Annotated in this window: 9 protein-coding genes; 3 read left to right on the forward strand and 6 right to left on the reverse strand. The window is 72.7% G+C overall.

What is annotated here, in order from left to right; all coding sequences use genetic code 11:
* Positions 1-125 precede the first annotated feature (125 nt).
* The 3 genes from ACFUJR_RS36410 to ACFUJR_RS36420 form a co-directional block, all read right to left on the reverse strand.
* A complete protein-coding gene (locus tag ACFUJR_RS36410) occupies positions 126-947 on the reverse strand; it encodes a hypothetical protein (protein ID WP_383176394.1) in 822 nt (273 codons plus the stop codon).
* Positions 948-1,074: 127 nt separating this feature from the next.
* Positions 1,075-4,686 carry an ATP-dependent helicase gene (locus ACFUJR_RS36415; protein WP_383176391.1) on the reverse strand — a complete coding sequence of 1,204 codons (3,612 nt, stop codon included), beginning with the start codon at positions 4,684-4,686 and terminating at the stop codon, positions 1,075-1,077.
* Positions 4,687-4,845: 159 nt separating this feature from the next.
* Positions 4,846-5,259, reverse strand: a complete 414-nt coding sequence (locus ACFUJR_RS36420) for an MGMT family protein (RefSeq protein WP_383176388.1) — start codon at positions 5,257-5,259, stop codon at positions 4,846-4,848.
* A gap of 180 nt (positions 5,260-5,439) precedes the next feature.
* On the opposite strand from ACFUJR_RS36420, the gene ACFUJR_RS36425 reads away from it, so the two are divergent.
* The 3 genes from ACFUJR_RS36425 to ACFUJR_RS36435 all read left to right on the forward strand — a co-directional run bounded on the left by ACFUJR_RS36425 (position 5,440) and on the right by ACFUJR_RS36435 (position 11,593).
* The gene (locus ACFUJR_RS36425) at positions 5,440-8,250 is read left to right on the forward strand and encodes a lysylphosphatidylglycerol synthase domain-containing protein (protein WP_383176385.1); all 2,811 of its coding nucleotides are present in this window, start codon (positions 5,440-5,442) and stop codon (positions 8,248-8,250) included.
* A 161-nt stretch (positions 8,251-8,411) separates the two neighbouring features.
* Positions 8,412-9,989 (forward strand): alpha/beta hydrolase, encoded by a 1,578-nt coding sequence (locus tag ACFUJR_RS36430; RefSeq protein WP_383176382.1) that lies wholly within the window; start codon positions 8,412-8,414, stop codon positions 9,987-9,989.
* A gap of 59 nt (positions 9,990-10,048) precedes the next feature.
* On the forward strand, positions 10,049-11,593 hold the full coding sequence (locus ACFUJR_RS36435) for an alpha/beta hydrolase (RefSeq protein WP_383176379.1): 1,545 nt from the start codon (positions 10,049-10,051) through the stop codon (positions 11,591-11,593).
* 83 nt (positions 11,594-11,676) lie between these two features.
* Here ACFUJR_RS36435 and moeZ read toward each other — a convergent pair whose 3' ends face one another.
* The 3 genes from moeZ to ACFUJR_RS36450 form a co-directional block, all read right to left on the reverse strand.
* Entirely contained in the window at positions 11,677-12,855 is a 1,179-nt protein-coding gene (gene moeZ, locus ACFUJR_RS36440; RefSeq protein ID WP_383176376.1) for an adenylyltransferase/sulfurtransferase MoeZ, read from the reverse strand.
* A 63-nt stretch (positions 12,856-12,918) separates the two neighbouring features.
* Positions 12,919-13,692, reverse strand: coding sequence for a spherulation-specific family 4 protein (locus ACFUJR_RS36445; RefSeq protein WP_383176373.1), 774 nt, complete (start codon positions 13,690-13,692; stop codon positions 12,919-12,921).
* A partial coding sequence (locus ACFUJR_RS36450; RefSeq protein ID WP_383451163.1) for an NAD-dependent epimerase/dehydratase family protein occupies positions 13,680-14,121 on the reverse strand: 442 nt, incomplete at its 5' end. The genes ACFUJR_RS36450 and ACFUJR_RS36445, both read right to left, overlap by 13 nt.

Raw genomic sequence — 14,121 nt, forward strand, 5'->3', positions numbered from 1 at the left:
TCCAGGCTCGAAAGAGGACTCAGCAGGGACGACGACCTCACTCACGCCTACCGCAAGTGGCTCCAAGCCGCTTGACAGCAATAGGAGCATCAGCGCCGACCGCCGCGGGCGGCGGGGCCGCACGCTCAGGTACGCGTGCCCTGGTCCAGCTTCGCGATGTCCACCGTCTCGTCCGCCGGCGGTACGACGACCTTGACGGGCTTGTCGTAGTCGGAGAGGACGAGCGTGCTCGGCTCCTCTCCGCCCGCCTTGACGATCTTGAGGATGTAGGGCTTGCCCTCCTGCGCGACGGAGACCGTCGTCGTCTCGCCGCCCGGCTCCTTCTTCACGAGAGTGGCGACGGGGGCGTTCTCGACCTCGGCGTCCGGCCCCCGGGTCATGCCCTTGCGGTCGTCCCTTTCGCCGCCGAGGTCGCCCAGCACGGCGTCCAGGTCGCAGACCCCGCTCAGATCGCTGCCGCCGGGCTGCCCGGGTGTGAGTTTCAGCCAGCGTCCCTGGACGAGCTGGATCGTCGCGTCGATCTGGGGCGGGGGTACGCCCTGGGAGGTCATGGAGACCCGCCAGAACGTCGCGTCGCCCTTCAGATACGTGATCCGGTCGGCCTGGCGCAGTTCGCCGGTGCCGCCGTCCACCTTCATCAGCCCCGTGCAGTTGCTCTCGTCGTCGAGGGCGATGTCGAGGTCCAGGGGCTGCCCCTCGGACACGACCCGCCCGGCCATGCGCAGGGAGGTCGCGGACTGGGTGGCCTGGACTGCCCGGTCGGCGATCGCGTCGGGCGTGAGGTTCTCGAAGGGGTCGGGGGTGGGGGCGAGGGAGGGCGCCACGACCGGCGGCGGGGCCGCCTGCGCCCAGGCGGCGGGGCCGGCGAACCCCGCCGTCGCGACCGCCGCCGCCGTGCAGACGGCGGCCGCCGCGGTACGGGCCCTGTGGTGGGTGGACGGCGCCATGCGAGCCTCCTCGCGGATTCCCCGTTCACCCACCAGGGTGAGCCCCGCCGCGTGGGCCCGCGACTTCGCCGGTGCGGACTCCCGCTCTCGCTCCCGTCCCCCTCCCCGCTTCCGCTCGCCGGGAGCGCTACTCCACGATGTGGCGGCCCTCGGGCTGGGCGCTGCACGCGGACCGGAACGTGCAGTGCGTGCAGTGCTGGCCGGTGGTGGGGGTGAAGCGCTCGTCGAGGACACGGCCGGCCGCGGTGGCCAGGAGGTCGCCGACCCACTCCCCCGCGAGGGGCTCCTGCGCCTGGACCTTCGGGAGCGTGTCCCCGCCCTCCTTCTTGGGGGCGGGCTGGCGGAGCTGGACGAGTTCGGCGCCGCCGGGCTCGGGGCGGTGGCCGTCGAAGACCTCGTCGAGGGCTCCTTCGCGTACCGCGAGCTGGTAGACGGCGAGCTGCGGGTGGTGCGCGACCTCGTCCCTGGTGGGCGCGGACTTACCGGTCTTGAAGTCGACGACGTACGCGCGGCCGTGCTCGTCGGTCTCCACGCGGTCCATGGAGCCCCGGATCCGGACCTCGTACGCACCGGCTTCGAGGGTCACGTCGAATTCGTGCTCGGTGGCGGCGGGTGTGCGGCCGCCGCGGTCCGTCACGTGCCAGCGCAGGAAACGTTCGAGCGCCACGCGCGCGTGCTCCTTCTCCTGCCCGGACTTCCAGGGCGCGTCGAAGGCGAGCGCGTCCCAGACCGAGTCGAGCCGCGCCATGAGGACGTCGAGGTCGGCGGGGGTACGGCCGGAGGCGACCTCGTCGGCGAGGACGTGGACGACGTTGCCGAAGCCCTGGGCGGCCGTCGCCGGGGCCGCGGCCTTGACCTCACGGCCGAGGAACCACTGGAGGGCACAGGTGTTGGCGAGCTGGTCGAGCGCCGAGCCGGAGAGGGCGACGGGGTGGTCCCGATCGCGCAGCGGAACCCGGCTGCGGGTGGGCTCGAACAGGCCCCACCAGCGGTCCGGGTGGGCGGCCGGGACCAGCGGCTGGCCCTCGTCGTCGGTGAGCGCGGCGAGCTGTGCGAGGCGCTGTGCGGCGGCGGCGCGGAGCGCCTCGGAGGCGGCCGGGTCCACGGTGGTGGCGCGCAGTTCGGCGACGAGCGCGGCCACCGCGAGGGGGCGGCGGGGGCGGCCCGCGACGTCCTTGGGTTCGGCGCCGAGTTCGGTGAGGAAGCGGGAGGGCTGGTCGCCGTCGTCGGCGGGGGCCTTGACGGCGGTGACGACGAGCCGGTCGCGGGCGCGGGTGGCGGCGACGTAGAAGAGGCGGCGCTCCTCGGCGAGGAGGGCGCCGGGAGTGAGGGGCTCGGCGAGGCCGTCACGGCCGATACGGTCCGCCTCCAGGAGCGAACCGCGCCGCCGCAGGTCGGGCCAGAGGCCCTCCTGGACACCGGCGACGACGACGAGGCCCCATTCGAGGCCCTTGGAGCGGTGGGCGGTCATCAGGCGGACGGCGTCGGGGCGGGACTGCCGCCTGGAGAGGGTGTCGGCGGCGATGTCCTGGGCGTCGAGCTCCTCGAGGAAGTTCAGGGCGCCGCGCCCGCCGACGCGGTCCTCGGCGCGTGCGGCGGTCTCGAAGAGCGCGCAGACGGCGTCGAGGTCGCGATCGGCGTTGCGGCCGGCCGCGCCGCCCCGGAGCGCGGCGCGCTCCAGGCGGCCGGACCACGGGGTGCCGTTCCAGAGCAGCCAGAGCGCCTCTTCGGCGGTCCCGCCGGCGGCAAGACGGCGACGGGCCTGCTGGAGCAGCTCCCCGAGCCGCCTGGCGCCCCGGGCGTACGACTGGTCGTGCGCGACGAGCCGCTCGGGCTCGGCGAGCGCGCGGGCGAGCAGGACGTCGGAGGGCGGCGGCATCTTGTTGCCACCGGCCCGCTCCTCGTCCCGCAGGGCACGCCCGAGCCGCCGCAGATCGGCAGGATCCGTCCCGGCGAGCGGCGAAGCGAGAAGCGCCAGCGCAACCTCGACCCCGAGCCACCCCGCGTCCCCCCGGTCGCCGCCGACGGGGTTCGCCCCGGACTGGTCGGTGCCGACGGGGCTGGTACCGGGCTGGTCGGCGCCGCCGAGGTTCGCCCCGGGCAGGTCGGCATCGACGGGGTTGGTGCCGGGCGCGTCCGTACCGGGCAGCCGGTCGGCGCCGGACTCGTCCGGACCGAGCGCGTCCGGGCCGCGCCGGTCGGCGCCGCCGGGGTCCGTACCGGGCTGGCCGGCGGTGACGGAGTTGGTGCCGGGCTGGTCGGTGTCGGGCGCGGCCGGGGCGGGGACGGCGGGCTCCGGGCGCGGGTTCTGTCCGTCCCGTTCGGGTGTGGCCGCCGCGCGGAGGGCGAGGAGGAGGGGGGCGACCGCCGGTTCGTGGCGGAGGGGGGTGTCTGCGGTGTCGGTCTCCAGGGGGACGCCCGCCGAGGTGAGGGCTCGCCGCAGGGCGGGGACGGAGGCCGTCGCCCGGACGAGGACCGCCATGTCGTGCCAGGGGACGCCGTCCTCCAGATGCGCGCGGCGCAGGAGGTCGGCGATGTTGTCCGACTCCGTGGAGGCCGTGGGGTACGTGAAGACCTCCACCCGGCCGCCGCCGCGCACCGCCCCCAGCTCGCGGTGCGCGCGCACCTTGTCCGCGGGCAGCCGTGTCAGCGGCATCCGCCGCGTCAGCTCGCGCGTCGCGCCGAGCAGCTTCTCGCCCGAGCGCCGGGACCGCGTCAGAACCCGGACCTGAGCCGGCCGGCCGTCCACGCCCGCGAACGCGTCGGGGAAGTCCAGGATGCCGTTCACGTCGGCGCCCCGGAACGCGTAGATCGACTGGTCGGGGTCGCCGAAGGCGACCACCGTCCTTCCGCCGCCCGCCAGCGCCCTCAGCAGCCGCACCTGCGCCGGGTCCGTGTCCTGGTACTCGTCGACGAAGACCGCGTCGTAGTCGGGCAGCGTCGTCCGTTCCGACAGCAGCACCGCCCGGTGCACCAGCTCCGTGTAGTCGAGCACCCCCTGGAGGTCCAGGACGTCCAGGTACTCCGCCAGGAAGCCGGCCGCCGCCTTCCAGTCCGGCCGCCCCACCCGCTGGGCGAACTCCGCCAGCGCCCGCGGTCCCAGCCCCAGCTCCCGGGAGCGCGCGAGGACCGCCCGTACCTCGTCGGCGAAGCCGCGCGTGGTCAGGCAGGCGCGCAGTTCGTCGGGCCAGCGGATCCCCGCGAGGCCGGACTTCTCCAGGTCGAGCTGGCCCGCGAGCAGCTCGCGTACGAAGAGGTCCTGCTCGGGGCCCGACAGCAGCCGCAGCGGTTCGGCGAAGAGCTCGGCGTCCTGGTGCGCGCGGATCAGGGCGTAGCAGTACGAGTGGAAGGTGGTCGCCTGCGGCGGCCGTAGCCCGCCCACCCGTCGCGCACCGCCCCCCTTGCCGGAGAGCCCTGCGTGCTCGCCCCCTCCGATGCGCGTCGCCATCCGGTCGCGCAGCTCCACCGCCGCCTTGCGGCTGAAGGTGAGGACGAGGATCCGCTCCGGGTCCGTACCCTTCTCGATCCGGGCGGCGACCGCCTCCACCAGCGTCGTCGTCTTTCCGGTGCCCGGCCCGGCCAGGACCAGAAGCGGTCCGCCCGCGTGGTCAACCACTTCCCGCTGCGCTGCGTCAAGCACAGGGGGATCCACCCGCTCCGGGGCGGTACGCACCAGCCGGTACGCGCCCGTGGTCCGCCCCTGGTACGGCGTACGCCGGGTGGTGGAGGAGGAACTCACGTGGATCGACCGGTCCTGAGCGAAGTGTGTGGGAGAGGCGGAGAGGTGTACGGGGCGAACGACGACGTTACGGGATACGGAGGGGACCCGTGCCGTACTCCGTACGGGCCTCCGTACCGTCATCGGGCCGCCCGGCCCGTCCGGTCAGGGGTGGAGCTGTCACGTGTGAGTTCCCGCACGCGGCGCCTCGTCCGCACCGCCCGCCTCGTCCGCACCGCCCATGTCGTGCGCACCGCCTGTGCCGTCCCAGCGCGCCCGCCGCATGTCGAGCTTGGGCACATGCCCCTCGGCGGAGCGCCCGGCCTCGCGCAGGGGGGTGCCCTCGTCCCGGTAGTGGCCGAGGGCACGCAGCTCGTGGCCCGGCAGCAGCGTGCCGTCCGCGCGCACCACACGCCACCACGGCACCGCGGAACCGTAGAGGCCCATCACCCGGCCGACCTGGCGCGGCCCGCCCTCGCCCAGCCATTCGGCCACGTCGCCGTAGGTCATCACGCGGCCGGACGGGATCAGCTCCGCGACCTCGAGGACCCGCTCCGCGTACTCCGGAATCTCCTCCACGCTCATCCGCCCCATCCTGCCTCACCCCACCGACAGTGCCCCGTTGCCTCCGGAGAGCGCCGCTTCATGCCACCATCGTCCGGGCGGTGACTGGTGATACGAGATCAAGAGCGACAAGACGAACAAGAAGAACAAGAATTCGTACAAGACGCCGAACGTGCGGTACGTACGACACAGGCAGAGACGGACATGGTGATGGGGCCCGACGCTCAGCCTCCTGAGGAGGAGGCGCGCCGCGGCATGCCCGCCCACGGCACGCCCACCCCTGAGAGCGCCCCCGAGAGCGCCCCCGAGACCGTCCCCGGCGGCCGCCGGGGACACGGGCACGGCCGCGGTCACGCGCACGGCCCGTCGCCCGAGCTCCTCCCCAACACCGTCGCCGAGGGCGAGCCCAGCGAGCACGTCTCCCAGGACGAGCCCCTGCTCGCCGCCCGGGTGCACCGCCCCTCCGACCTGATGCGGCTGCTCATCGGTGTCGTCGTGATCGCGCTGGTCATCGCCATCGCCGCCTTCGCCCACGGCACGACCTCCGGTCTTGAGGAGGACATCAACAAGGGCGCCGGCGGCGCCCCCGACGTCTTCGTCAAGATCGCCGGACTGGTCTCCAGCATCGCCGTGCTCCTCGTGCCGGTCGCCTTCGCCATCGAGCGGCTGATCAAGCGGGACGGGCTGCGGATCGCCGACGGCGTCCTCGCCGCCGTCCTCGCCCACGGAGTCACCCTCGCCACCGACCTCTGGGTCGCCAAGGCCGCGCCCGGCACCATCCAGGACGCGCTGACCCAGCCCGCGACCGGGGGCGGGCTCACCGACCCGGTGCACAACTACCTCGCGCCCGTCATCGCGTACATGACGGCCGTCGGCATGGCCCGCCGGCCGCGCTGGCGGGTGAGCCTCTGGGCGGTGCTGCTGCTCGACGCGTTCACGATGCTGGTCGCCGGGTACACCACCGCGTTCTCGATCATCCTGACCGTGCTGATCGGCTGGACCGTCGCGTACGGGACGCTGTACGCGGTCGGCTCGCCGAACGTCCGCCCCACCGGTCAGACCCTCCTCGCCGGCTTGCGCCGGGTCGGGTTCCGGCCGGTCACGGCGCTGCGCGCCGAGGGCGCGGGCGTGCCCGACTCCGCCGACAGCGGGGACCGGGGCCGCCGGTACATCGTCACGCTGGAGGAGGGGCAGCCGCTCGACGTCACGGTCGTGGACCGTGAGCAGCAGGCGCACGGCTTCTTCTACCGGGCGTGGCGACGACTGACCCTGCGGGCGATCACCACCCGCCGCTCGATCGTCTCGCTGCGCCAGGCGCTGGAGCAGGAGGCACTGCTCGCGTACGCGGCGATCGCCGCCGGAGCCAACGCGCCCAAGCTGATCGCCACCTCCGAACTCGGTCCGGACGCCGTGATGCTCGTCTACGAGCACCTGGGCGGCCGGACCCTGGACTCCCTGGACGACGAGGAGATCACCGACGAGCTGGTGCGCAGCGCCTGGCGCCAGGTGCGCGCGCTGCAGTCGCGCCGGATCGCGCACCGGCGGCTGGCCGGGGACGCGATTCTGGTGGATCGTTCCGGCAAGGTGATCCTGACCGATCTGCGGGGCGGTGAGATCGCCGCCGGCGACCTGGTCCTGCGGATGGACATCGCCCAGCTGCTCACCACCCTCGGTCTGCGGGTCGGCGCCGAGCGAGCGGTCGCCGGAGCCGTGGAGATCCTCGGCCCGGACGCCATCGCCGACTGCCTCCCCCTCCTCCAGCCGATCGCGTTGAGCCGCTCCACGCGCGCGACGCTCAGACGTCTGGCGAGGGAGCGGTCGAAGCGGGAGCGCGAGGCCGTCCTCGCGGCCTCGGAGGAAGCGAAGCGGGCCCGGGCGGAGGCCGCGGCGGCCGCGCCGGAGGCCGCGACCGCCACCGAGCTCAAGGCGGAGCGCAAGTCCGACCGGAAGCTGGAGAAGGCGGAGAAGCAGGCCGAGAAGCGGGCTATCGACGAGGCGCTCGACGACGCCCGTGAGGAGGATCTGCTGGCGCAGATCCGCCGGCAGGTGCTGCTGATCCGTCCGCAGGCGCCGGTCGAACCGGTCCGGCTGGAGCGGATCAAGCCGCGGACCCTCATCAGTCTCATCGCCGGCGCCGTCGCCGCGTACTTCCTGCTCTCGCAGATCGCCCGGACACCGCTGTCGACGATCAGCTCCGCCGACTGGCGGTGGGTGGCGGCCGCGGTGCTGTTCTCGGCGCTGAGCTACATCGCCGCCGCGATGAGCCTGCTCGGCTTCGTACCGGAGCGGGTCGGGTTCTGGCGCACGGTGATCGCGCAGGTGGCCGGGTCGTTCGTGAAGATCGTCGCTCCGGCGGCGGTCGGTGGTGTGGCGCTGAACACGCGGTTCCTCCAGCGCTCGGGTGTGCGACCGGGGCTCGCGGTGGCGAGCGTCGGCGCGTCGCAGCTCTTCGGGCTCGGGGCGCACATCCTGCTGCTGCTCGCCTTCGGCTATCTGACGGGTACGGAGAAGTCGCAGTCGTTCACCCCGTCGCGGACGGTCATCGCGGGACTGTTGACGGTGGCGGTGCTGGTGCTCGTGGTGACGGCGATCCCGTTCATGCGGAAGTTCGTCTCGACGCGGCTGCGGTCGCTGTTCGCGGGTGTCGTGCCGCGCATGCTGGACGTGCTCCAGCGGCCGTTGAAGCTGCTGACGGGCATCGGCGGGATGCTGCTGCTGACCGGTGTGTTCGTGCTCTGCCTCGACGCGTCCATCCGGGCCTTCGGGCACGACAGCCAGGGGCTGAGCTACGCGAGCGTGGCGGTCGTCTTCCTGGCCGGCAACGCGCTCGGTTCGGCGGCTCCCACGCCGGGCGGTGTGGGCGCGGTCGAGGGTGCGCTGACGTTCGGTCTGGTCGCGGTCGGCCTCCCGCTGGAGGTCGCGACCCCCGCGGTACTGCTGTACCGGCTCCTGACGCTCTGGCTGCCGGTGCTGCCGGGGTGGCTGTGCTTCAACTGGCTGACGAAGCGGGGGGCTCTCTAGGGGACGCCCCTGGCGGTCCGGGTCAGGGGACACCCCCTGGCCCGGACGGCGGTGGGGCGGGGCGGGGCGGCCCCTCGGCCGCCACGACGCCGAGATCCCGTGCGACACCCGTGTGGGTGCTCCCCCGCGCGGGGGTGGTTCGTACGGCTCACCATGGGTTCATGCCGAACTCCGCCGCGCAGCGCGCCGCTCTGCTCCTCGCGACCACCGTGTTGTTCGCCGCCGGGGCCACAGGATGTTCGGACAGCGACGACAACGGCGGCACCACCTCCGGCGCGCCCACGGATCTCACCGAGCTCACCACGCAGACGCTGGAATGGGCGCCCTGCCCGCCCCCGTCCCCCGCCGAGGGTGGCGGCCCCGCACCCTCGCCGCTGCCCGGTGGCACCCCCTGGGAGTGCTCGTTCATGGACGCCCCGCTCGACTACTCCGAGCCGGACGGCGAGACCATCGAGCTGGCCCTGATCCGCGCCCCTGCCCGCGACCGGGCCGACCGGATCGGCTCCATGATCTACAACTTCGGCGGCCCAGGCGGCTCCGGCGTCACCGGCCTGCCGTCCTTCGCCCCGGACTACGAGAAGCTCCGCTCCCGCTACGACCTGGTCTCCTTCGACCCCCGGGGCGTCGGCCGCAGCGAGCCCGTCCAGTGCCTGACCGACAGCGAGCTGGACGCCTACTACGCCATGGACTTCACGCCGGACGACGCCGCCGAGGAGCGCACCCTCTCCGAGGCGCAGAAGAGGTACGCCGAGGGCTGCGAGAAGGAGTCCGGCGAGATGCTGCCCCACGTCGGCACCGAGAACGCCGCCCGGGACATGGACCTGATGCGCCAGGTCCTGGGCGACGACAAACTCCACTACTTCGGCATCTCGTACGGCACGCAACTCGGCGGCGTGTACGCGCACATGTTCCCGGAGAACGTCGGCCGCGCCCTGTTCGACGCCGTCGTCGACCCGGAATCCGGGACCGAGGAGGGCGCCCTCGGCCAGGCCAGGGGCTTCCAGCTCGCCTTGGACAACTTCGCGAAGGACTGCGTGGAGCGCGGCGACGAGTGCACGCTGCCCGGCTCGACGGCCGACGAGATCGAGGCGTACATCCTCGCCCTCCTCGCCGAACTCGACAAGAAGCCCATCCCCGGGATCGGGGACCGCGACCTCACCCAGACGCAGGCCACCAACGGCATCGCGCAGGCGCTGTACTCCAAGGAGTTCTGGCAGTACCTGGAGCAGGGTCTCGACGCGGCCGACGGCGGCGACGGCGCACTGCTCCTCGCCCTCTCCGACTCCATGAACGGACGTGACCAGAACGGCAGTTACAGCAACATCCAGGCGGCCAACGCGGCCGTCAACTGCGTCGACTTCAAGGAGCGCTACACCCTCGGCCAGGCCAAGGAACGGCTCCCCGAGTTCCGCGAGACCTCGGCCGTCTTCGGCTCCTACATGGGCTGGGGACTGTCGAGCTGCTCCCAGTGGCCGGTCCCGGGCACCTGGGAGCACCCCGACGTCTCCGCGCCCGGCTCCGCCCCGATCCTGGTGCTCGGCACGACGGGCGACCCGGCGACGCCGTACGAGGGCACGCGCGCGATGGTGAACGCGCTCGGCAAGGGCGTAGGCGTGGAGCTGACGTACGAGGGCGAGGGCCACGGCGCGTACAACGGCGGCAACGCGTGCGTGCAGAACACCGTCAACGCCTACTTCCTGGACGGGAAGGTGCCGGCCTCCGGGACCGTCTGCAGGTAGCCCCCCGCGGGCAGCCTAGGATGGCGGCTTTCCGGTACGGATCACGGGGGTTGCGCGACATGTCCATACGGATACGGGTGGCGGCGCTGGCCGTCACCGGAGTGCTGGCCGCCGGCTGCGCGGGCCCCGGCGCCCCCACCGACCCGACGGCCACCGACGCCAAGCCGTCGCAGGGTGCCGCCTCGCCCTCCGCACGGCCCTCCGTCACGCTCCCCGCCTCGCTCACCGGGCAACGCCCCTCGTGGAAGCCCTGCGCGGCCCCCGAGGGCGGCGAGAAGCCCGGCGCCGACTGGCGCTGTGCCGATGTCCGGGTCCCGCTGGACCACGCCCGGCCCGACGGCGAGACGATCGGGATCGCGCTGATCCGCAAGGAGGCCCGCGACAGGAGCGGGCGGATCGGCTCGCTGCTCTTCAACTTCGGCGGACCGGGCGCCTCGGGCGTCGACATCCTCCCCCGCGCGGCCCGGGAGTACGGCGACCTGAACCGCCGTTACGACCTCGTCGGCTTCGACCCGCGCGGCGTCGCGCGGAGCGCCGGCGTGGTGTGCCGGGACGACCGGGAACTCGCCGCCGCCGAGAGTACGGACGTCACACCGGACACGGCGGCCGAGGAGGCCGCGTTCATCGAGGACGGCGCCTCCTTCGGCGCGGGCTGCGCCCGCCGCTCCGGCACGGTCATCCCGCACACCACCACGAGCAACACCGCCCGCGACCTGGACCTGATCCGGCACGTCCTCGGCGACGACAAGCTGAACTACTTCGGCATCTCCTACGGCACCCAGCTCGGCGCCGCCTACGCCCACCTCTTCCCCTCGCGCGTCGGCAGGACCGTCCTCGACGCGGTGGTCGACCCGACGGCCGACGGCACGGGACACGCCAGGAACCAGACCATCGGCTTCCAGCGGGCTCTGGACAACTACTTCAAGAGCACCGGCGAGAGTCCCGCCGAGGGCACCGCCCGGACCGTCCGGCTCCTGGAGAGGCTGGACCGGGAGCCGCTGCGCGTCGGCGACCGCACGCTGACCGAGGGCCTGGCCGTCACGGGCATCGCGATCACGCTCTACGCGCAGAGCAACTGGCCCCTGCTCACCTCCGCCCTGGAGAAGGCCGAGCGCGGCGACGGCTCGGAGCTGCTGCGCCTCGCCGACTGGTACAACGACCGGGACGAGAAGGGCCATTACGGCACCCAGTCCCACTCCCAGCGGGCGATCTCCTGCGCCGACTCCAGCGAACGCCCCACGGGCGCGCAGGCGAAGGCGCTGCTCCCCGAGTTCCGCGGGCTCTCACCCGTCTTCGGCGCCTTCCTGGCCTGGGACACGGCCGGCTGGTGCGCGCGGTGGCCGGTGAAGGGCGAGCGGGCCGACCAGGACGTGAGCGCCGCCGGCGCGGGTCCGATCCTGGTCGTCGGCACGACCGGTGACCCGGCGACGCCGTACGAGGGCGCCGAGCGGATGGCGAAGGAGCTGGGCTCCGGCGTCGGCATCCTGGTCAGCAACGAGGGCGAGGGGCACGGCGCCTACGGCACGTCCTCGTGCGTGACGAAGACGGTCGACGCCTATCTGCTCGACGGCGAGGTCCCGGCGTACGGCAAGCGCTGTTCCTAGCCGCGCCGGCGGTTCCCGGCCGGGCAGACGGAAGGGCCCGGACCTCACATGGGTCCGGGCCCTTCCTCACACGGTCTCGCGTCCTAGTAGACCGGCTTCTCGGGCTCGATCTGGTGCACCCAGCCGATCACGCCGCCGCCGACGTGCACCGCGTCCGCGAATCCCGCGGACTTGAGCACGGCGAGGACCTCCGCACTGCGGACACCCGTCTTGCAGTGCAGGACGATCCGCCTGTCCTGCGGCAGGTCCTGGAGGGCGGTGCCCATCAGGAACTCGTTCTTCGGGATCAGCCGCGCACCCGGGATCGAGACGATCTCGTACTCGTTGACCTCACGGACATCGATGATGTCGATGTTCTCGCCCTCGTCGATCCACTCCTTGAGCTGCTTGGGAGTGATCGTCGAGCCGAGCGCCGCCTCCTGGGCCTCCTCGGACACGACGCCGCAGAAGGCCTCGTAGTCGATGAGTTCGGTGACGGTCGGGTTGTCGCCGCAGACCGCGCAGTTCGGGTCCTTGCGGACCTTCACCTGGCGGTACTGCATCTCCAGGGCGTCGTAGATCATCAGCCGGCCGACCAGCGGGTCGCCCACGCCGGCCAGGACCTTGATCGCCTCGGTGACCTGGATGGAGCCGATGGACGCGCAGAGCACGCCCAGGACGCCGCCCTCGGCGCAGGAGGGGACCATGCCCGGCGGCGGGGGCTCCGGGTAGAGGCAGCGGTAGCAGGGGCCGTACTCGGACCAGAAGACGGAGGCCTGGCCGTCGAAGCGGTAGATCGAGCCCCAGACGTACGGCTTGTTCAGGAGCACGCACGCGTCGTTGACGAGGTAGCGGGTGGCGAAGTTGTCCGTGCCGTCGACGATCAGGTCGTACTGGCTGAAGATGTCCATCACGTTGTCGGCCTCGAGCCGCTCTTCGTGCAGGATCACGTTCACGTACGGGTTGATGCCGAGGACGGAGTCCTTGGCCGACTCCGCCTTGGAGCGGCCGATGTCCGCCTGGCTGTGGATGATCTGGCGCTGCAGGTTCGACTCGTCGACCTCGTCGAACTCCACGATGCCGAGCGTTCCGACACCGGCCGCGGCCAGGTACATGAGGGCCGGCGAACCGAGGCCACCGGCGCCCACACAGAGCACCTTGGCGTTCTTCAGCCGCTTCTGCCCGTCCATCCCGACATCCGGGATGATCAGGTGGCGGGAGTACCTGCGGACCTCGTCTACGGTGAGCTCGGCAGCCGGCTCGACCAGGGGTGGCAGCGACACGGGGACTCCGTTGGTCGGTATGTCAGTACGGTTGTTCTCCCCGTAACACTGCCACGGCCCTCCTCATTCCGAGACACCCGGTCCAATGCGCGAGACGATTTCGTCCCAGTAGCCGGGCAGTGTCTGGAAAGCACCGATCTGTCCGAACCGGTCGGTGCGACCGGGATGACCCGTGTGGTCGGTGAAGAAGATCGTGCCCGCGCCCTGCCAGCGGGCGATCCGCATCGCCTCGTCGAGATGACTGCGCGGCACCCCGTGGACGAGATGGACGAACTTCTCCGGCGGGTATTCGGCCGTCCACTCGGCCACCTGCGACCAGCGGTATTCGGTCCACGCCCCGGAGAAGGTGACCAGCTGGTCGGCGGCCTCGGCATAGCCCGGGTACGGATGGGTGCCGTGGCTCAGGACGAGGTGCGCCTCGCCGTCCAGCACCGCCTCCAGGGTCGCCGTGACGCGTCTCACCTCGGGCAGGTCCGCCCGGTCGGTGGGGGAACGGTCCAGACAGAACCCGTCGACCTTGTACCAGTCGAGGAAGCGGTGGGCCTCCGAGACGATCTCCCCGAAGTCGCGCGAGCCGTGACGGAGGTCCAGATGGCCGAGGACCTTCACGCCCGCGTTCGTGAGCCGGCCCGCCGCCTCCAGGCAGTGCGGGTCGGGCCGGTCCCCCGGCCCCTCGGCGACGTTGAGCACGGCCCAGTGCAGAGGGGTGCCGGGACGGGTCAGTTCGGCCCATTCGACGGGTGCGAGCAACGGGTGGGCGTAGCCGGGGACGCCCACGCCCATCTGCTGCTCCTCGACGGCGCCCACGGGCGTCGTGGGCGTGGTCAGATGCGACACGCCGCCTCCATCCAGATGTCGGCGAGGGATTCCTCGAGGTTGATCCGGGGCCGCCAGCCGAGCCGGTCGCGGGCGGTGCGTACATCGGCCTGCTGCCAGCCGCCGCAGCCGTCGGGGTACGGATAGGGCGCTGCGGCGAGCTGCTCGGCGATGCTCTCGGTGCGCGGGGCGCCGATGACGGGCCGCTGGGGCGGGCCGTCGAGTTCGTTCAGGGTCCCGGCGTAGCCCGCGACCCTGGCGAGGACGGCGGCGGCGTCGCGGAGCCTGACGGCGCGCCCGGTGCCGATGTTGACGACGCCCTGGGCGGCGGAGAGCGAGGCCGCGTGGACGGCGCGGGCGACGTCGCGTACGTCGACGAAGTCGCGCTGGACGCCGAGGCCGCTGAGCTTGAGCTCGCCGTCGCCGGCCTGCATGGCGCGGCGCATGGCC

The organism is Streptomyces sp. NPDC057271 (assembly GCF_042668715.1).
Lineage (GTDB): Bacteria > Actinomycetota > Actinomycetes > Streptomycetales > Streptomycetaceae > Streptomyces.